Origin of the sequence: Pseudomonas sp. BT76 TE3572, assembly GCF_050435365.1 — a bacterium.
Classification (GTDB): domain Bacteria; phylum Pseudomonadota; class Gammaproteobacteria; order Pseudomonadales; family Pseudomonadaceae; genus Aquipseudomonas; species Aquipseudomonas fluorescens_W.
Map to the genome: position 1 here is coordinate 6382649 of NZ_JBNDKE010000001.1, position 19129 is coordinate 6401777.

The 19129-nt window shown below is 58.8% G+C and carries 22 protein-coding genes; 13 read left to right on the top strand and 9 right to left on the bottom strand.

The window, feature by feature from the left end:
* Positions 1-146: 146 nt before the first annotated feature.
* The 4 genes from ABH912_RS29160 to ABH912_RS29175 all read right to left on the bottom strand — a co-directional run bounded on the left by ABH912_RS29160 (position 147) and on the right by ABH912_RS29175 (position 4660).
* Entirely contained in the window at positions 147-794 is a 648-nt protein-coding gene (locus tag ABH912_RS29160) for a hypothetical protein (protein WP_050482786.1), read from the bottom strand.
* A 73-nt stretch (positions 795-867) separates the two neighbouring features.
* A complete protein-coding gene (locus ABH912_RS29165; protein ID WP_429512369.1) occupies positions 868-2601 on the bottom strand; it encodes a hypothetical protein in 1734 nt (577 codons plus the stop codon).
* 158 nt (positions 2602-2759) lie between these two features.
* Positions 2760-3089 carry an EscU/YscU/HrcU family type III secretion system export apparatus switch protein gene (locus ABH912_RS29170; RefSeq protein WP_429512371.1) on the bottom strand — a complete coding sequence of 110 codons (330 nt, stop codon included), beginning with the start codon at positions 3087-3089 and terminating at the stop codon, positions 2760-2762.
* Entirely contained in the window at positions 3086-4660 is a 1575-nt protein-coding gene (locus ABH912_RS29175) for a flagellar hook-length control protein FliK (protein WP_429512373.1), read from the bottom strand. Before ABH912_RS29175 ends, ABH912_RS29170 begins: the two co-directional genes overlap by 4 nt.
* 197 nt (positions 4661-4857) lie before the next feature.
* Here ABH912_RS29175 and ccmA point away from each other — a divergent pair, with 197 nt between their 5' ends.
* The 10 genes from ccmA (at position 4858) to ABH912_RS29225 (ending at position 12226) form a co-directional block, all read left to right on the top strand.
* Positions 4858-5493 (top strand): cytochrome c biogenesis heme-transporting ATPase CcmA, encoded by a 636-nt coding sequence (ccmA, locus tag ABH912_RS29180; RefSeq protein ID WP_033056017.1) that lies wholly within the window; start codon positions 4858-4860, stop codon positions 5491-5493.
* Entirely contained in the window at positions 5490-6158 is a 669-nt protein-coding gene (gene ccmB, locus ABH912_RS29185; protein ID WP_008155797.1) for a heme exporter protein CcmB, read from the top strand. Before ccmA ends, ccmB begins: the two co-directional genes overlap by 4 nt.
* Positions 6159-6236: 78 nt before the next feature.
* Positions 6237-6992 carry a heme ABC transporter permease gene (locus tag ABH912_RS29190; RefSeq protein ID WP_046054301.1) on the top strand — a complete coding sequence of 252 codons (756 nt, stop codon included), beginning with the start codon at positions 6237-6239 and terminating at the stop codon, positions 6990-6992.
* Positions 6989-7165 (top strand): heme exporter protein CcmD, encoded by a 177-nt coding sequence (ccmD, locus tag ABH912_RS29195; protein WP_007894243.1) that lies wholly within the window; start codon positions 6989-6991, stop codon positions 7163-7165. Before ABH912_RS29190 ends, ccmD begins: the two co-directional genes overlap by 4 nt.
* A complete protein-coding gene (ccmE, locus tag ABH912_RS29200; RefSeq protein WP_429512376.1) occupies positions 7162-7617 on the top strand; it encodes a cytochrome c maturation protein CcmE in 456 nt (151 codons plus the stop codon). The genes ccmD and ccmE overlap by 4 nt, the downstream gene beginning before the upstream one ends.
* A 3-nt stretch (positions 7618-7620) precedes the next feature.
* Entirely contained in the window at positions 7621-9609 is a 1989-nt protein-coding gene (locus ABH912_RS29205) for a heme lyase CcmF/NrfE family subunit (protein ID WP_429512378.1), read from the top strand.
* Entirely contained in the window at positions 9606-10142 is a 537-nt protein-coding gene (locus ABH912_RS29210) for a DsbE family thiol:disulfide interchange protein (RefSeq protein ID WP_033056022.1), read from the top strand. The genes ABH912_RS29205 and ABH912_RS29210 overlap by 4 nt, the downstream gene beginning before the upstream one ends.
* The gene (locus tag ABH912_RS29215) at positions 10139-10612 is read left to right on the top strand and encodes a cytochrome c-type biogenesis protein (protein ID WP_033056023.1); all 474 of its coding nucleotides are present in this window, start codon (positions 10139-10141) and stop codon (positions 10610-10612) included. The genes ABH912_RS29210 and ABH912_RS29215 overlap by 4 nt, the downstream gene beginning before the upstream one ends.
* Entirely contained in the window at positions 10605-11807 is a 1203-nt protein-coding gene (ccmI, locus tag ABH912_RS29220; RefSeq protein WP_033056025.1) for a c-type cytochrome biogenesis protein CcmI, read from the top strand. Before ABH912_RS29215 ends, ccmI begins: the two co-directional genes overlap by 8 nt.
* Positions 11808-11821: 14 nt before the next feature.
* Positions 11822-12226, top strand: coding sequence for a hypothetical protein (locus ABH912_RS29225; protein ID WP_033056027.1), 405 nt, complete (start codon positions 11822-11824; stop codon positions 12224-12226).
* 47 nt (positions 12227-12273) lie between these two features.
* Here ABH912_RS29225 and ABH912_RS29230 read toward each other — a convergent pair whose 3' ends face one another.
* Positions 12274-13161, bottom strand: a complete 888-nt coding sequence (locus tag ABH912_RS29230; protein ID WP_033056029.1) for a LysR family transcriptional regulator — start codon at positions 13159-13161, stop codon at positions 12274-12276.
* A 167-nt stretch (positions 13162-13328) separates the two neighbouring features.
* The gene (locus ABH912_RS29235; RefSeq protein WP_033056030.1) at positions 13329-14048 is read right to left on the bottom strand and encodes an SDR family oxidoreductase; all 720 of its coding nucleotides are present in this window, start codon (positions 14046-14048) and stop codon (positions 13329-13331) included.
* 280 nt (positions 14049-14328) lie between these two features.
* Here ABH912_RS29235 and ABH912_RS29240 point away from each other — a divergent pair, with 280 nt between their 5' ends.
* Positions 14329-14541, top strand: a complete 213-nt coding sequence (locus tag ABH912_RS29240) for a type II toxin-antitoxin system HicA family toxin (RefSeq protein WP_033056032.1) — start codon at positions 14329-14331, stop codon at positions 14539-14541.
* Positions 14541-14945: a type II toxin-antitoxin system HicB family antitoxin gene (locus tag ABH912_RS29245; RefSeq protein WP_033056033.1), complete on the top strand. Its 405-nt coding sequence runs from the start codon at positions 14541-14543 to the stop codon at positions 14943-14945. Before ABH912_RS29240 ends, ABH912_RS29245 begins: the two co-directional genes overlap by 1 nt.
* Positions 14946-15005: 60 nt before the next feature.
* Here ABH912_RS29245 and ABH912_RS29250 read toward each other — a convergent pair whose 3' ends face one another.
* A complete protein-coding gene (locus ABH912_RS29250; RefSeq protein WP_095127749.1) occupies positions 15006-16211 on the bottom strand; it encodes an MFS transporter in 1206 nt (401 codons plus the stop codon).
* Between the two features lie 236 nt (positions 16212-16447).
* Here ABH912_RS29250 and ABH912_RS29255 point away from each other — a divergent pair, with 236 nt between their 5' ends.
* Positions 16448-17077: a hypothetical protein gene (locus ABH912_RS29255; protein WP_082459044.1), complete on the top strand. Its 630-nt coding sequence runs from the start codon at positions 16448-16450 to the stop codon at positions 17075-17077.
* Between the two features lie 108 nt (positions 17078-17185).
* Here ABH912_RS29255 and ABH912_RS29260 read toward each other — a convergent pair whose 3' ends face one another.
* Both ABH912_RS29260 and ABH912_RS29265 read right to left on the bottom strand, forming a co-directional pair.
* Entirely contained in the window at positions 17186-18184 is a 999-nt protein-coding gene (locus tag ABH912_RS29260; protein ID WP_033056035.1) for a sulfate ABC transporter substrate-binding protein, read from the bottom strand.
* A gap of 114 nt (positions 18185-18298) precedes the next feature.
* A complete protein-coding gene (locus ABH912_RS29265) occupies positions 18299-19123 on the bottom strand; it encodes an ion transporter (RefSeq protein WP_033056036.1) in 825 nt (274 codons plus the stop codon).
* Between the last annotated feature and the right edge of the window lie 6 nt (positions 19124-19129).

Consider the following 19129-nt stretch of genomic DNA (forward strand, 5'->3'; position numbering starts at 1 on the left):
TGTGCGTTGATTGATGGTGTGCCGACAGTCTTTGGTTGTTTTGCAAGTGAACAGTCTGAAGCGTGAAAATAAAAGTAATTAACGTGGAAGCAGGGTAGGCCTTGTCGGCTTACCCTGTTTTAGGTGTTGCATTCGATAACTGCCGATCAAAGGGATACGCGTAGCACTTTTGAAAACATCAGGTTGTCCGTCGTGCCGGAATGATGAAGGCTGTAGTTTATTAATACGAGTTTTCCGATGTTTTCTTGAATCCAGCTCGACGGAATATTAAATGCAATTGATGAATCATTTACGATTGGCTTGGTGTCGGTGTCGTGAATGACTTTGCCATACCAGCGGACTCGGACAGTATATCCGGCTTCCATGTTCAAAAACTTTACAGTCACTTTTTTTCGGTCAGCAGAAAGCCGGGGTTCAGCCAGGTCAAAGTCTTGCGCGTCGACGTTCAGTGTCAGTGATTTTGAGATCAAGAGTGGGAGCCCCGGCGCCTCGCGGACGCTATAGTTAACCGCTACTTTGCCGCCAATGGAGTCGATCACTTCCAGTCTCGGGATTTTTAACGTTTGCGGCCCCGGAGCATTAATAGTTAATGTGTCAGTATCGTACTTATATCGGCCACTTGCCCATCGCCCCCGAATTACATGCCCCTTGGCCATGCCGACGTAATGTGGAACCACGATTTCTATATAGGGGTCGGAATAAACGTTGTTGAAGTCTAAGCGGTCTCCGGCGGGGCCATATGATTTAGGTACTTTCGGAGCAATTAGATTAAAGCCAGTCAGTTCTGCGTTCATGGTTGTCGAACTCCATCAGGAAAAGAAAATTGCCTTGTTGTCCATGCACCACCGGCTTGGCGGCACGGTGGTGTCACAGCTCTACTCTCAATACCTGCGAAAACATGCTGTGTTCGTCGATACCCGGACGATTGACGCTGTAGTTGATCAACACCGTTTTCCCTTTGTTCTCTACTATCCAGCTACCCGGAATCGAGAACTCTGCCGTGACCCCGGTCTTCAGGTCTTGCCACGCTGTCTTGCGCGTCACGACCCCGGCAAGACGTACGCGTGCGTGGTAGCCGGTAGCCATTCCAGGGTATCGAATAGTGACCGTTGTCTGATCGGGGGTTAGCCTGGGAGGGGTAAGGACAAATGCTTGAGCATCCACAGCCAAAGGCAATGCCTGGGACCGATGCAAAGGGCCGTTGGGATATGTGCGCACAGTGCAGCTGACAGGCACGGTGCTTGCGATGGCATCAACCACTTCCAGGCGCGGAACGCTGAAGTTCATCGGTCCGACTTTTTCAACTGTCGTGATTGGACTGTCGTAGATCTGTCGCACGGAGGCCCAGCGAGCTCGAATGGTTTGCCCAATGGCCATCCCCAGATATTGAGGGATCTGGATCGTCACATGCGTGGCGTAGTAGATATCGGCCATTTTCAATCGGTCACCCCGGGCGCCGTAAGCTTCCAGTACCTTGGGAAGTTGGAGTTCAATCGTGGTTTTGATATCCAAGGGTTTGGGGTCGGAGGTGAGTTCCCGCACACCGCGTTTGACTTCGTAGGTGATGATTACGGAGCTTTCGGTACTCTCGTGAGCCCAACTGAGCGGGATGTCGAATACCAGCGTTCCGCTTCCCGAGTAGCGTTGTGCTGTTGTCTCCCGTTCTTCCCGTCCGTGCCATTTGACCCAGACACTATCGTCAGTGTTTAGCCCGGTACCCGAGGCGACTACCTTGATAGTCGGCACGTAAGCAGGATCCAGCACTCCATCTTCTTCACCTGTAACGGTCGGAGCCGGGAGCGTGCTGCGCTTCAAATCTACCTCTACGTCAGTGATCACTGCCCACGGTGCATGCTCATGCGGCCGGTTTCCGCAGCGATCGATCACCTGGTAGGTCACCGCGTGGATGCCATCGCCAGCACGTTTGATCAAGGCTTCATCGAACGTGATGATAATCGGGTGGTTTGTCGGATCTTCAATCTGCTGACGGGTGACGGGATAGTGAATCACCTGTTCTTCGTTACCCCAGCGCGCGATGACGCGGTCGAATACAGTGATGTGCTGATAGGGCTCGATACGCATGGCTATGCCGTTTCTAGCCATCTCTCTATCGACGCCATCCTTGATATCCGGGATCAGGGTGTAACGCAGCCCAGGGTGACCAAGTGGCTCGGGCTTGTCGAGGACGCCTCCTGGCAGCGTGCGTTTGACCAGCAAATTGAGCTTGTCCGAGTCAGAGTGGTTTTGGCTGGCGCGTATGACCCGGAAAAACACGGGGAAGGCGGTGCCGTCCTGGATCTGTTTTATCGGGATGTTGAAGTAGAGTTTTTCTTCAAGCTTCTCCGGCGTGTCGATGATCTGCGTTTCGATAGGTGAGACGTCGTCATCCCAGAAAAAAAGGCACTTGTCACCCAGGCCTGTCTCGAGCCACGGCTCAACGATGGCCAAGAGATCGGCTTTCAAGGCAGCAGCGCCTATGCCGCCATGGTAGCCCTCGTCCCCATCTATCGGAGTGATTAATGCCGGAATGTCTGGTGGCCAGAGCCGCAACAAAGCGTTGTCGGTGTCGGTGTCGCCGAGGTGTGAAGAGGTCGGGATCATGAGAGCGCTCCTTCGATAAGGGAAGCGTCGGTAGGGGGAGTTAGACGCTGCCGTACCTATCAGGCAACGACAGCAAAGATGCGGGCTACTGTCAGATATGACAGTGGCGACGAATGGTAATCAAAACAGTGTTGCTCGATACAGCGTGAGCACCGGACTCAGTAATCGTCGCCGCGATCGGTGATGTCCTTCTCGACCATCGGCGCATTCGGATCCTGCCCCTGGGGAAACTTGCCCTTCAGATTCCACGCAAACGCAATAATCTCCGCAATCGTTCGATACAACTCCTCCGGAATACTTTCCCCCAATTCCATCCGCGCCAGCAGTTTCACCAGCTCGGCGTTTTCGTAGATGGGTACTTCATAATCGCGGGCAATCTTCAGAATGGCTTCGGCCAGTGCCTCGTCACCTTTGGCCGTGAGGGTAGGGGCGTGGCTGCCGTCGTATTTGAGGGCGATGGCCTGGCGCGGGGTGTTGGGATTTCTCATGCGGTTTCGTCGACCCAGCGTTGTTCGAGACGGGTTTGAGGGCCTTGTGGCGGAGTGCCAAGGTGGCAATCGAGATCGCCGACATTCAGGCCGGACGCCAGCAGCCGTTGGCGCAGTTCGGCCAGATGACTTTCGATCAGGCTGGCGGTGTACGGGCGTTCGGCCCACAGCTGGCTGGACAGGCTGCCTTTGATCAGTTGTGCCTGAATCTGCAACGGGCCCAAGGGCTCCATGTCGAACGCCAGGTCCACTCGCCACAATTGTTGTTTGGGTTCGCGCTCGTCGCGGCGTTCGTTTTGCTGTTCCTTCTCGGGCGCTTCTTCGCGCTGGAACTTGACCTGCAACGGCACGATGTCCTGCAGATTGCGCATCGGGATTTCCAGTTGCCAGGTGCTCATCAACCGTCCGTCGTCTGTGACGCCGGTCTGTTCCAGGCTCGACAGTTGATGGCTTTGCAGGCGCGAAACCGCCGCTGCTGCCAAACGCAGCAAGTGCTCGAGATCGCCTTCGCCGTCCATGCTTTGTAACAGGCGCTCGGGCAGCGGGAAGCTGGTTGGCTGCGGTTTGGCGCTGACCTGACCGAGCATGCCGAGGGCGCTGCGCACGAAGTTCGGCATGGCCTGGGCCAGTGTGTTGGCGGCAATGATCGCGTTGAGATTGGTGTTGGCCGGCAGGCCTGGCGTCAGTTGTGCGATCAGCTTGAGCAGATCGCCTTTCATGTCCGGGGCCAGTGTCGGGTTCTGACCGCTGAGCAGTTTGGCTTCAAGGAACAGCCCGCTATTGGCCAATGCCTGGGCCAGCCCCTTTGGCGTGCTGAGTTGTTGAACATCGGGCAGGCCGGCGAGCAACTTGTCGACGGCGGCACGCAGATCACTGGACGTCTGATTCGAAGACGGCAGGTTTTGCAGGAGCTTGAGCAGGCCATCCAGCGAACCCTGGCGGCTCTGTTGACTGACCAGTTGTTGGGTCACCGCCAATTGCTCCTGGTGGCTGCTCAATGGCACGAACTTCAACGTCTGGGTGTCCTGCACCAGCGCGCTCAGCAAGGTGCCGATGCGCAGCGGCGTCGGGCTGTCGATGCTTAGGGTGCTGCCGCTCAACGCGGTGTTGAGCACGCTCACCATCGAGCGAAACACCGTCGGCTGGCCCGGCACCTGCGGCAACACCTGAGAGGTCAGCACTTTGCCTTGCAGCAGGGTGCCGACGGGCAGTTGCGCCGTGTCGATACGGGTGAGGGTGGCGACGCTGGAGGCGATGGCTTGTTGCACGGTGACGGCCAGATTACCCGCCGACGGCTGGGTAATCGCCAGGCTGGTGCCCTGAGGCAGCGGTTGGGTGCTGGTGGCCTGGACCGTGGTCTGACGGCCGCTGTCGAGGGTGACCTTGAGCAACAGTTGAAAGGTCTGATCCGCCTGCTTGAGCGACAGCACTTCGGCCTTGGCGGTCTGGCCCGCAGTGATCAGGCCCTCCATCGGCGTCAGTAACTTCAGCAGGTCGCCACTCACCACCAGCGGCCGCGAAGTCGCGGGGGTGGTCTGCGGTAGCGGGAGGATGTTCATTTCGCCTGTCATACGCGGTCACAACCTGAGGAAATTGCCCTCTTGAGAGTAGGGCATGGCATGTATAATGCCGCCCCGTTGTATCCGGGGCGCTGAAAACATTTCAAATACTTGATCCAGCTCCTTAGAACGGGCCGCCAATGCATTTATCCTGCATATCTTTAACGGCCGCTCCACTGCCGACTTGAACCCAAAAGGCCCGTGATCTCTTGACCAGTCCAGTCCTGCAAACCGTTGCCCTCGCCTGTGAGCGAGACCTTCGGCTGCTTTTCGAAAATCTCGAATTGAGACTGGCCAGTGGCGAAATGTTGCAAATCAGTGGCCCCAACGGCAGTGGCAAAACCAGCCTTTTACGCCTGCTTTGCGGTCTGATGCAGCCGACTGCCGGTCAAGTGCTGCTCAACGGCCAGCCATTGAACGAGCAACGCTTCGAGCTGGCGCGCAACCTGCTGTGGATCGGCCATGCTGCCGGGATCAAGGATCTGCTGACGCCGGAAGAGAATTTGAGCTGGCTTTGCGCCTTGCATCAACCGGCCTCCCATGAGGCGATCCGGCAGGCGCTGACGGCTGTCGGACTGCGCGGTTTCGAGGATGTTCCTTGCCATACGCTGTCTGCCGGGCAGCAACGCCGGGTTGCGTTGGCGCGGTTGTACCTGGAAAGCCCGCCGCTGTGGATCCTCGATGAGCCATTCACTGCGCTCGACAAACAAGGCGTGGCGCAACTCGAAGAACACCTGGCCGCACACTGCGAGCGCGGTGGCATGGTGGTCTTGACCACTCACCACACGCTGACCCGAATGCCGGCCGGCTATCGCGACATTGATCTGGGGAACTGGGCCGTATGAGTGTTTTTGGCCTGTTGGTCGCCCGTGAAGCCCGATTGTTGTTCCGCCGTCCGGCGGAGTTGGCCAATCCGCTCGTATTCTTCGCGATCGTGGTTTCCCTGTTCCCGTTGGCGGTCGGACCCGAGTCTCAATTGTTGCAAACCTTGTCTCCGGGACTGGTCTGGGTAGCGGCCCTTTTATCGGTTTTGCTCTCGCTGGACGGGCTTTTCCGCAGTGATTTCGAAGACGGATCGCTTGAACAGTGGGTCCTTTCGTCGCACCCCCTGCCTCTTCTGGTTTTGGCCAAGGTACTGGCACACTGGTCCTTCTCTGGCCTGGCACTGGTTTTGCTCGCTCCATTGCTGGCATTGATGCTCGGTTTGCCAACCGCCTGTCTGCCGGTGTTGCTGCTTTCTTTGTTGCTGGGTACACCGGTGCTGAGCCTGCTCGGTGCGGTGGGCGCAGCCCTGACGGTGGGGTTGAAGCGTGGTGGCCTGTTGCTGGCGCTGCTGATTCTGCCGTTGTACATCCCGGTGTTGATTCTCGGCAGTGGCGCCTTGCAGGCTGCATTGCAAGGCATGCCGGCGACCGGTTATCTCCTGTGGCTTGGTAGCCTGACCGCCCTGGCGATAACCCTGACACCTTTTGCAATAGCTGCTGGCCTGAAGATCAGCGTCGGCGAATAATGAGGTCTGGTTATTTTTTAGCCAGTAAAGACCCTTGGCTGCTCGTGATGACGAACAGCAACCGTGATGGAAACAGTAATGAACTGGACCTGGTTTCATAAGCTCGGCTCGCCCAAATGGTTTTACGGCATCAGTGGCAAACTGCTGCCGTGGCTGAGTGTCGCGGCGTTGCTGCTGATCAGCGTTGGTGTCGTGTGGGGCCTGGCCTTCGCGCCGCCGGACTACCAGCAGGGCAACAGCTTTCGCATCATTTATATCCACGTTCCGGCCGCCATGCTGGCCCAGTCCATCTACGTGATGCTGGCGATCTGTGGCATCGTCGGGCTGGTGTGGAAGATGAAGCTGGCCGACGTCGCCCTGCAATGCGCGGCGCCCATCGGTGCCTGGATGACCGCCGTAGCGCTGGTCACCGGGGCGATCTGGGGCAAACCGACCTGGGGCTCGTGGTGGGTCTGGGATGCACGACTTACGTCCATGCTTATTCTGCTGTTTCTGTACTTCGGTCTTATTGCGCTGGGCAATGCGATCAGCAATCGTGACAGTGCTGCCAAGGCCTGCGCGGTATTGGCGATTGTCGGCGTGATCAACATCCCGATCATCAAATACTCGGTGGAGTGGTGGAACACCCTGCACCAGGGCGCGACGTTCACCCTCACCGAAAAACCGGCAATGCCCGCCGAGATGTGGCTGCCATTGCTGCTGACGGTGCTGGGGTTCTACTGCTTCTTCGGCGCGGTGTTGCTGCTGCGCATGCGTCTTGAAGTGCTCAAGCGCGAAGCCCGCGCCAGTTGGGTCAAGGCCGAAGTGCAGAACAGTCTGGAGGCCGCTCGATGAGTTTCGCTTCATTCGGCGACTTTCTCGCCATGGGCCATCACGGCCTGTATGTCTGGTCAGCCTATGGCATTAGCCTGGCGGTGCTGGCCCTCAACGTGGCGGCGCCGATCCTGGCCCGCAAGCGGTATCTGCAACAAGAGGCGCGTCGTCTGCGCCGGGAGAACGGCAAGTGAATCCGCTGCGCAAAAAGCGTCTTATCATCATTCTCGCGATCCTGGTCGGTGTCGGCGTTGCCGTCGGCCTGGCCCTGAGCGCCCTGCAGCAGAACATCAATCTGTTTTACACCCCGACCCAGATCGCCAACGGCGAAGCCCCGCAAGACACGCGCATCCGCGCCGGTGGCATGGTCGAGAAAGGTTCGCTGCAACGCTCCGGCGATTCGCTGGACGTGACATTCATCGTCACCGACTTCAGTAAATCCGTGACCATCAGCTACCGCGGCATCCTTCCGGACCTGTTCCGCGAAGGGCAGGGCATCGTTGCCCTGGGCAAGCTCAACGCCGACGGCGTGGTGGTGGCCGACGAAGTGCTGGCCAAGCACGACGAGAAGTACATGCCGCCGGAAGTGACCAAGGCTTTGAAAGACAGTGGTCAATCTGCTCCAACGCCCGCGAAGGAGGGTTGATCGATGACATCTGGACTCTTTGTTCCTGAACTCGGCCATCTGGCCATGATTCTGGCGCTTTGTTTCGCGCTGGTTCAGGCCGTGGTGCCGTTGCTCGGTGCCTGGCGCGGTGATCGCTTGTGGATGAGCCTCGCTCAGCCGGCCGCCTGGGGGCAGTTCGCGTTTCTGCTGTTCTCCTTCGGTTGCCTGACTTACGCCTTCATGGCCGACGATTTCTCCGTCGCCTACGTTGCCAGCAACTCCAACAGCGCGTTGCCGTGGTACTACAAGTTCAGCGCGGTGTGGGGCGCTCACGAAGGGTCGTTGCTGCTCTGGGCCCTGATACTCGGCGGCTGGACCTTCGCCGTGTCGGTGTTCTCCCGTCAGTTGCCGCAAGTGATGCTGGCTCGCGTGCTGGCGGTGATGGGCATGATCAGCACGGGTTTCCTGCTGTTCCTGATCCTCACGTCCAACCCGTTCTCCCGCATCCTTCCGCAGATTCCTGCGGACGGTCGTGATCTCAACCCATTGCTGCAAGACATCGGCCTGATCGTTCATCCGCCGATGCTGTACATGGGCTATGTCGGTTTCTCCGTGGCCTTCGCTTTCGCTATCGCTGCGCTGCTGGGCGGTCGTCTTGATGCGGCGTGGGCTCGCTGGTCCCGTCCGTGGACCATCGTCGCCTGGGCCTTCCTCGGTATCGGCATCACCCTCGGTTCGTGGTGGGCCTACTACGAACTCGGCTGGGGCGGTTGGTGGTTCTGGGACCCGGTGGAAAACGCCTCCTTCATGCCATGGCTGGTGGGTACGGCGCTGATTCACTCCTTGGCGGTCACGGAAAAACGTGGCGTGTTCAAGAGCTGGACCGTGTTGCTGGCCATCGCGGCCTTCTCGTTGAGCTTGCTGGGGACTTTCCTCGTGCGTTCGGGCGTGCTGACCTCGGTTCACGCCTTTGCGTCCGACCCTGCGCGCGGCGTGTTCATCCTGATCTTCCTGTTGTTCGTGGTCGGTGGTTCGCTGACGCTGTTTGCCCTGCGCGCTCCCGTGGTGAAGAGCCACGTCGGCTTCAACCTCTGGTCCCGGGAAACCCTGCTGCTGGGTAACAACCTGGTGTTGGTGGTGGCGGCGTCGATGATCCTGCTCGGCACCTTGTATCCGCTGATTCTCGATGCGATGACCGGCGCCAAGCTGTCGGTCGGCCCGCCGTACTTCAACGCACTGTTCATTCCGTTGATGGCCTTGCTGATGATGGTGATGGCAGTCGGCATGTTGGTGCGCTGGAAAGACACCCCGGTCAAATGGCTGTTGAGCATGCTGACCCCGGTGTTGCTCGGCAGCGCCGCGCTGGCCGTGGTAGCCGGTGTCGCTTACGGCGATTTCAACTGGGCGGTGATCGCGACCTTCATGCTCGCCGCCTGGGTGTTGCTGGCCGGTGTGCGTGACATCTTCGACAAGACTCGCCACAAAGGCTTGATCAAAGGCCTGCCGACCCTGACCCGCAGTTATTGGGGGATGCAGGTCGCTCACCTCGGCATCGCCGTGTGTGCCCTCGGCGTCGTGCTGTCGAGCCAGAACAGTGCCGAGCGCGACCTGCGCCTGGCGCCGGGCGAGTCCATGGACCTGGGCGGCTACCAGTTCGTGTTCGAAGGCGCCAAGCATTTCGAAGGCCCGAACTTCACCTCCGATAAGGGCACCGTTCGGGTGATCCGCAACGGCCAGGAAGTCAGCGTGCTGCACCCGGAAAAGCGCCTCTACACCGTGCAGAACTCGGTGATGACCGAAGCCGGGATCGACGCCGGTTTCACCCGCGACCTCTACGTCGCACTCGGCGAACCGTTGGGCGATGGTGCCTGGGCCGTTCGCGTCCACGTCAAACCGTTCGTGCGCTGGATCTGGTTCGGTGGTCTGCTCACTGGTTTGGGCGGGTTGCTGGCGGCATTGGATCGCCGTTACCGGGTCAAGGTGAACAGCCGTGTGCGTGAAGCACTGGGCATGAAGGGAGCCACCGCATGAGACGTTGGTTGATGCTGTTGCCCCTGGTGATTTTTCTGGTGGTGGCTGTTTTCCTTTATCGCGGGCTCTATCTGGACCCGGCCGAGCTGCCTTCGGCGATGATCAACAAGCCATTCCCGGAGTTTTCCCTTCCGGCCGTGCAGGGCGACAAAACCCTGACCAAGGCCGACATTCTGGGTAAGCCAGCGCTGGTCAACGTCTGGGGCACCTGGTGCATCTCTTGCCGGGTCGAGCACCCGGTGCTGAACAAACTGGCCGAGAAGGGCGTGGTGATCTACGGCATCAACTACAAGGACGTCAACGCTGACGCCTTGAAGTGGCTGGTGGAATTCCACAATCCGTACCAGCTGGACATCCGTGACGATGAAGGCACTTTGGGTTTGAACCTGGGTGTGTACGGCGCTCCGGAAACCTTCTTCATCGACGCCAAGGGCATCATCCGCGACAAGTTCGTTGGCGTGATCGACGAACAGGTCTGGCGCGAAAAACTGGCCGCCAAGTATCAGGCGCTGGTTGATGAGGCCAAGCCATGAAGCGCTGGATAGCCGCCGCGGTATTGGGTTTGAGCATGGCCGGCGTGGCGCACGCAGCCATCGACACCTACGAGTTCGCCAAAGAAGGTGATCGCGAGCGTTTTCGCGAGCTGACCAAAGAGCTGCGTTGCCCCAAGTGTCAGAATCAGGACATTGCCGATTCCAACGCACCGATCGCCGCCGACCTGCGCAAAGAGATTTTTCGCATGCTCGGCGAGGGCAAGGACAACCAGCAGATCATCGACTTCATGGTCGACCGCTACGGTGATTTCGTCCGCTACAAACCCGCTCTGAACGCCAAGACTGCTGTGCTCTGGTTCGGCCCTGCCGGCCTGCTGCTGGGTGGTTTTGTGATCATCGCCGTGATCGTCCGCCGTCGTCGCGTGCAACGCGCTGACACCAAGGATGAGCTTTCCGCCGGGGAGCGTGAGCGCCTCGACCACCTGTTGGATAAAACCAAGAATGATTGATTTCTGGCTCGCTGCAGGTCTGCTACTTCTGGTTGCCCTGAGTTTTCTGCTGATTCCCGTACTGCGTGGTCGTCGCGCCCAGCTTGAAGAGGATCGTACGGCCCTGAACGTCGCGCTGTATCAGGAGCGTGTGGCTGAGTTGCAGACTCAGCAGGAAGAGGGCGTTCTGGACGCCGCGCAAATGGACACCGGTCGCGCCGAAGCCGCCCGTGAGTTGCTCGCCGACACCGAAGGCGTCGAGGCGCCACGCGTGTCTCGCCTGGGCAAACCGTGGCCCTTGCTGGCGGCGATTCTGGTACCGGTGCTGGGTCTTGGCCTGTATCTGCATTTTGGGGCGAGCGACAAGGTCGAACTGACCCGCGAATTCTCTCAGGCGCCGCAGTCGATGGAAGAGATGACCCGTCGCCTGGAGCGTGCGGTCGCGGCTCAGCCGGACTCGGCTGAAGGCCTGTATTTCCTCGGTCGCACCTACATGGCTCAGGATCGCCCTGGCGATGCGGCGAAGATCTTCGAACGCACGGTGAACCTGGCCGGTCGTCAGCCGGAGCTGTTGGGCCAATGGGCGCAGGCCCAGTACTTCGCCGACGGCAAGAAGTGGTCGGACAAGGTTCAGGCGCTGACCGACGAAGCACTCAAAGCCGATCCGAAAGAAGTCACCAGCCTTGGCTTGCTCGGTATTGCGGCCTTTGAAAGCCAGCGTTACCAGGACGCCATCGACTACTGGAATCGCCTGCTGGTGCAACTGCCACCGGAGGACAGTTCCCGCGCCGCGCTGCAAGGCGGCATCACTCGGGCCACCGAGAAACTCGAAGCCAGCGGTGGTAAGGTGGCCCAGGCGCCCGCCGCCAAGGTGGCGGCACTGCTCAAGGTGCGAGTGGATCTGGCACCAGAGCTCAAAGCCAAGGTCCAGCCGGGCGACAGCGTATTCATCTTCGCCCGCGCCACCGCAGGGCCTCCTGCGCCATTGGCCGCCAAGCGCCTGACCGTGGCCGATTTGCCAGCGACTGTCGAGCTGGGCGATGCTGACGCCATGATGCCGCAGTTGAAACTGTCGAACTTCCCTGAAGTCCAACTGGTTGCGCGCATCTCCCGCGCCGGCAAACCCACTGCCGGCGAATGGATCGGTCGCAGCCAGCCCCTGGCCAGCAGCACCATTGCGCAGCAAACACTGACCATCGACAGCCCGGACAAATGACAGGAAACGCCACTATGACCGCGATCGCTCGTATCACCCTGCTCAGTATGGTTTTGGGGTTAAGCGCTTGCGTGGTCCAACCGCAGCAGCCTGAACGGTTGCCACCGATCCCGCCGTCGCAGCCGCGTCCAACGCCGTCCACGACACCGACACCGGGCAAGCCGAGCATTCCGGCCAAGCCCGCCAAACCGCAGCCACGCACCTCCGCCAGCTTCGCGCCGCCACCGGGTGGCAACAGCCATTGGGATGCCAAGCTCGGCGTGTACGTTCTCGATGATCAGACCAACACCTTCTACCGCCAGCGTACGTATTATCGCTGGGACAATGGCTGGAGCCGGTCGATCAGCCCGAACGGGCCATGGGAAGAGACAGACATCCATGGCGTTCCGGGCGGGTTGGGACGGCAATTCGGGCAGTAAACAGAAACGGCGATCCTTGGATCGCCGTTTTGCTTTCTGAGCGTTTCTCAGACGTCTTTTATCAGCAACCCCTGCACATACTCCACAAACGCCCGGGCCTTCGCACTGGCCATTCGGCCTGTGGGAAACACCGCCCAAAGGTCCTGATTCGGCAACGTCCAATCCTTCAGCACTTCCCTGACCGCGCCGTTGGCCAGTTCCGGGGCAAACATCCATTCGGACGCCATGGTCAGGCCTTGATGGGCTAGCACGGCGGCACGCAGACCTTCGGCGGCGTTGACGCGGACTCGCCCATTGATGATGACTGACTGATCATCTGTCCCATTGCGCAATTGCCAACTGGTACCACCGCCCAAGGTGTAGACGACTGCTTGGTGTTTACTCAGATCGGCAGGGCAGGTGGGCTCGCCATGTTTTTCGAAATAGGCGGGCGTGCCCAACACCACGCGCCGACACTCGGCAATCTTGCGGGCGGTGAGGCCTGAGTCGCTCTGGGCGCCCATGCGCAGGGCGATGTCGACGCCTTCCTCCACCAGATTGACGTTGCGATCGTCCAGCATCAAATCGATGTTCAGGTCCGGGTTCTGATCGAGGAAAGGCCCGAGGTGCGGAACGATGTGCAGCCGGCCAAAGGTCACGGCAGCACAGATACGCAGGTTGCCGCTCAGGCCGCTGGCGGCACCACGAGCAGCGTTGTCGGCCTCGTCGGCTTCTTCGATGGCACGCTTGGAGCGTTCGAAAAAAGCCAGGCCCGCCTCGGTCGGCGCCAGGCCTCGGGTCGAGCGCAACAGCAGCCTGACCGCGAGGCGCGCCTCCAAATGCGCGATGGCTTTCGAGACGGCGGGCTGGCCGATATTCAAGCGTCGGGCGGCGGCTGAAAATGAGCCGGTTTCCACCACGTAGACGAAGGTTTCCATTGCGGCGAGGCGGTCCATCGGGATTCTCTGTTCTGATTGAATTGAGTTTTAACTGTGGCGAGGGAGCTTGCTCCCGTTGGGTCGCGAAGCGGCCCCAATACAGGCGACAGGTCTGACCGATGACGACTGCTTCGCAGCCGAACGGGAGCAAGCTCCCTCGCCACAAAAGCGTTGATATGTGTTCTTCAGAAAGCCGCTTTGCCTATCGAAGACCCACCGTCGACAAACAAGGTTTGCCCGGTGATAAACCCGCTCTGCTCGGACAACAAAAACGCAATCGCCGCCGCGATCTCCTGCGGTTGCCCCAACCGACCCATCGGCACGCCGGCCAGATACCGCGCTTCACCTTCGCTCCCCGGCGGATTGTTGGCGCGAAACAGTTCGGTTTCGGTAGGGCCCGGGGCCACGGCGTTCACTGTTACGCCGGTTTGCGCCAGTTCCAGCGCCCAGGATCGCGTGAAGCTGATCAGCGCCGCTTTGGCCGCCGCGTAGGCGGTGCGCTGCGTGATACCCAGCACGGTCAGGCTGGATATGTTCACCACCCGACCCCAGGCCTTGGCGCGCATGTTCGGCAGTAGCGCCTGAGTAGCCTGCAACGCCGAATGCAGGTTGATTCGCATCACGTCGTCGAACGTATCGAGGTCGATTTCGCCCAGCACTTGCGGGCGTACCAGCCCGACGTTATTCACTAGCCCGTCGAACTCATAGGTCCTGGCCAGATCCACCAGCACTTCCTGAGTCAGCGCCCGGTCGCTCAGATCCAGCGGAAACAGGATGCCGGGAAAGCTCAGGTCGGGCGATCGGGCAATCCCGACCACCCGATGACCCGCGCGGTCCAGATGCTCGGCCACCGCCCGACCAATGCCTTTGCTGGCGCCGGTGATGAGAAAGGTACGTCGGGTCATTGCACACTCCTTGAAAGAACATGCCGCGGCTCAGGCGGCATTTGATCGGTTCAGCCGCGAATCGCATCCAGCATCGCGCCAGGCTCAGGACGCTGAGTGTAATCCGGGTTGACCTCGGCGTAACCGATCACGCCGAGTGAAATGATTCATTCCCGGGAAGAAGGCCGCGGCCCGCAATCACACTCTGTAAAACAACCGAGCGTCGCGATATGGATTTTTGTGCTTGAGTAAAGATAACTCTAGGGTTACTTTTGTTTAGGCCTGAGCAAGGAGGCTATTGGTGCAGAGCAGGCTATTGATCAAGGAATTGGAGGAAGCTGGCTGGACACTGGATCGGATTGCCGGCAGTCATCACCTTTTCAAACACCGATACAACCCGTACACGATACCCGTCCCTCATCCGAAAAAGGATTTGCCGATCGGGACGGTCAAAAGCATCAGGAGGCGAGCCGGGCTGTATTGCCCGGGAGCCAGTTACGCAGGAGATCCATAATGCAATATCCAATCTGTATCGAGTGGGGCGACGAGAACACCGCCATCGGTATTCAGATCCCTGATATTCCAGGCGCCGTAACGGCCGGGGATACATTTGAAGATGCCTACAACGCGGCGGTCGAGATTGCCCACATCATGCTTCAGGAGATTGCGGCTGACGGGGAGTCGATTCCCATGCCTACATCTGCTGCCGTTCACCGTGGGAATCCGGACTTTGCCAACATGGGCTGGGGAATGCTGGAGCTGGACATCGCGCCGTACATGGGCAAAACCGAGAAGGTCAATGTGACGCTGCCCGGCTACGTGATCCAGCGTATCGATCGTTATGTGCGTGAGCACAATGTCAAAAGCCGTTCTTCCTTTCTGGCGGATGCGGCGATGGAGAAGTTGGTTCGGCACTGAGTGAAAGCGAGACCATCACCTTCGCGGGCGCTACCCCTTGCCCGCGAAGCTATTGGTGGACTATGCCGTCGCCAGCGAACGCTTCTCTGAAACACTCAAAAACCGCAACAACGCCAACAGCGGAAACGCACTGCCCACAATCACGATCCACAACCAGCCACCGTGCTCATACACCGCACTGGCCACCGAAGAACCAAACGCGCCACCGATGAAGATGCTGGTCATGTACAACGCATTCAGGCGGCTGCGGCTTTTGGCGTCGAGGGCGTAGACCGCGCGTTGGCCGAGGACCATGTTCATCTGCACGCAGAAGTCGAGCACCACGCCGGTGACAGCGAGGCCGATAACGCTGTAAACCGGATGGATGAACGCTGGCAGGAAGCTCAGGCTGGCGAACAGCAAGGCCAGCAGTGAAGCAATGCGAGTATGGCCGGCATCGGCCAGTCGACCGGCAATGGGGGCGGCGATGGCACCGATGGCTCCGACCAGGGCGAAGATCGCGATCTGGGTTTGCGACAAGCCATGGTTGCGCGCCAGTTCCAGCGGCACGGCGGTCCAGAACAGGCTGAAGGTGGCGAACATGCAGCCTTGGTAAAACGCGCGCTGACGTAACACGGGTTGTTGACGCAACAGGGTCCACAACGAGCCCAGCAACTGACCATAAGAAGCGCTGTGATCAGGCTGGCGCTTGGGAATGGTCAGCGCCAGCACGATGCTGATCGCCGCCATCAACACGGCCGCAATCACAAACATCGCGCGCCAGCCGAAGTGGTCAGCCACCACGCTGGACACCGGCCGCGCCAACAGAATTCCCAGCAGCAAACCGCCCATGATCCCGCCGACCACACGGCCACGCGATTCCTCTGGTGCCAAGTGCGCGGCCAGCGGAATCAGGATCTGCACCGACACCGAACTGAAACCCACCAGCAACGAGATCAGCAAAAACACATTTGGCTGATCGGTGAACGCGGCGCCCAACAGACTGGCAATCGCCACCACGGTAGTGATGATCATCAAGCGGCGGTTTTCCAACAGATCTCCCAGCGGTACCAGGAAGAACAGACCCAGCGCGTAACCGATCTGGGTCAGTGAAACGATCAGGCTGGCCATGGTGCTGGTCAGGCCGATGTCCGGCGCGATCAAGCCGATGATCGGTTGGGCGTAGTAAATGTTGGCAACGATGGCGCCGCAGCAGAAGGCAAACAGCAGCACCATGCCTCGGGTCATTGTTGCGGTGCCGTGAGGCACCTGAGTCGCTGGCTTCATAACGGGTCTCGCTGAGCAAAAGAGAATGCGCGCAGGCTAAAGGGCTATCGGAAGGGGCAGAAGAGGGTTTGGAGTGATAGCAATCATTCCGTTGCGGAATGAGTGACGGACGTGTGTGATGTCCATCGAGGAGCCTTGCGTCAAAATATCGAGGTCCGATGATACATTCACTTACATCCTGTTCGATAGCGTGCTTATGTTCTCTCTTCACGTTTCATTAAACGGAAGGCACTTTCATGAATGCGATGTTTCGTCACCTGATTCGCGGCGCTTCAGTGGTTACCTTGATCAGCTTGTTCACGGCAGGTCTTGTCCAGGCTGCTGACGCGCCGGGCATGCGCATCGGCGTTCGCGGCGAGATCACCGGGGTCAGCCCAGACGTGCTGAAAGTCCACGTCAACAGTGGTGAAAACGTGGTGATCAACCTGACCAATGACACCAAAGTCCGTGCCGTCACCTTGGCCAACATCGAAGACATCAAGCCCGGCAGCTACATCGGCTCGGCTGCCATTGCGCAAGAAGACGGCACCCTCAAGGCGCTGGAAGTCCATGTCTTCCCACCGGAGCTGGCTGGTAGCGGTGATGGACATCGACCGTTTGATTTGGTGAAGGGCAGTAGCATGACCAATGGCAGCGTCGGTGATCTGGTCGTCAGCAATGGCCGGGTGTTGACCGTCAACTACAAGGGCGGCCAGCAGAAAATTCTGGTGCCGGAGGATGTGCCGATCGTGAACCTGGTGCCGGGGGATCGGAGCTTGTTGAAGGTGGGGGTGAAGATTGTGACGTTTGTGACCCAGAGTGCCGACGGGACGCTGACGGCCCAGTCGATTGCGGCGGGCAAGGACGGCGTGACGCCACCGATGTGAAGGCAAGTCAAAATCCCTACATTAAGGGATCTTCAGTGAACTTGGGTTTTGTGTTCGGGCACAAAAAAGGCGACCTTCTCAGGTCGCCTTTTTCATTGGGCTCAGGAATTACTGACCGCTGTAGATCTGATCAAAGATCCCACCATCGTTGAAGTGGGTCTTCTGCACTGTCCGCCAGTCACCAAAGGTCTTTTCTACCGACAGGAAATCCACTTTCGGGAAACGATCGGTGTACTTGGCCAACACCGCCGGATCACGCGGGCGAAGGTAGTTCGCTGCGGCAATCTCCTGACCTTCCGGCGACCACAGGTACTTCAAATATTCCTCGGCAGCAGCGCGAGTGCCTTTCTTGTCGACGGTTTTGTCGACCACCGACACTGGCGGCTCGGCTTCGGCGGAAACACTTGGGTAGATCACTTCAAACTGATCACGACCAAACTCACGGGCGATCATTTCCGCCTCGTTTTCGAAGGTCACCAGCACATCACCAATCTGGTTGGTCATGAAAGTCGTAGTGGCGGCGCGGCCACCGGTATCCAGCACCGGCGCTTGTTTGAACAGCTTGCCGACGAAGTCTTTGGCTTTGCTTTCGTCACCACCGTTTTTCAGCACATAACCCCAGGCCGAGAGGTAGGTGTAGCGGCCGTTACCCGACGTTTTCGGGTTTGGCACGATCACCTGCACGCCGTCCTTGAGCAGGTCAGGCCAGTCTTTCAGGGCTTTCGGGTTGCCTTTGCGGACGATGAACACGGTGGCCGAGGTGAACGGTGCGCTGTTGTTCGGCAGGCGCGTGACCCAGTTGTCCGGGACCAGTTTGCCGTTGTCCGCCAGGGCGTTGATGTCGGTGGCCATGTTCATGGTGATGACGTCAGCCGGCAGGCCATCGATCACTGAACGCGCCTGTTTGCTGGAGCCGCCGAAGGACATCTGCAGGGTGATGTTTTCGTTGTGCTCGGCTTGCCAGTGTTTCTGGAAGGCAGTGTTGTAGTCCTTGTAGAAATCGCGCATCACGTCGTAGGAAACGTTAAGCAGGGTCGGTGCGGCCTGAGCCATGCTGGTCAGTGCCAGGCCAGCGGCCAGAAGTGAGGCGCCAAAGAGTTTTTTCACTGCGCAGTCCTTGTTTTAAAAAGAGTGTTCATAAAGTTTTTATTTAAAAGAGGCAATTTGCCAGCGACTATAACGGGGCTCGCATAGTCCTTTAAAGATTAAAAAGTACTTTGATTATTCCATTTTCTTGAACAGCTGATTACCGCACCGTGAGCAGAACGCCGCCCCATGCTCGTGGTTGTTTTTCTTGCACACCGGGCAGTCATGTTGCAGTTGTTCGCCGCGCATCGCGTTGGCCAGTTCGGCGGTGAAAATTCCCGTCGGCACGGCGATGATCGAGTAACCGGTGATCATCACCAGCGACGAAATCACCTGGCCCAATGGCGTTTTAGGCACGATGTCGCCGAACCCCACGGTGGTCAGCGTGACGATAGCCCAATAGATGCCTTTGGGAATGCTGGTGAAGCCGTGCTCCGGGCCTTCGATCACGTACATCAACGTACCGAACACCGTCACCAGGGTGCAGACGCTGACCAGAAACACCACGATCTTCTGCTTGCTGCCGCGCAATGCGGACATCAGATAGTTGGCTTGCTTGAGGTACGGGCTGAGCTTGAGCACGCGGAAAATCCGCAGCATCCGAATGATCCGGATAATCAGCAGGTACTGCGCATCGGCGTAATACAGCGCAAGAATGCCGGGCACGATTGCCAGCAAATCCACCAGCCCATAAAAGCTGAACGCATAGCGCAACGGCTTGGGTGAACAGTACAACCGCAGGCCGTATTCGATGGCGAAGATGACCGTGAAGCCCCACTCGATGTACGCCAGCACATTGGCGTAGTTCTGGTGAATGGAATCGATGCTGTCGAGCATCACGATCACAATACTGGCGAGGATGATCAACAACAGGATGCCGTCGAAGCGTCGCCCGGCCTTGGTGTCGCTCTGGAAAACCATGACGTAAAGCTCTTCACGCCAGTTTTTGCTGCTGTCCATGGATAC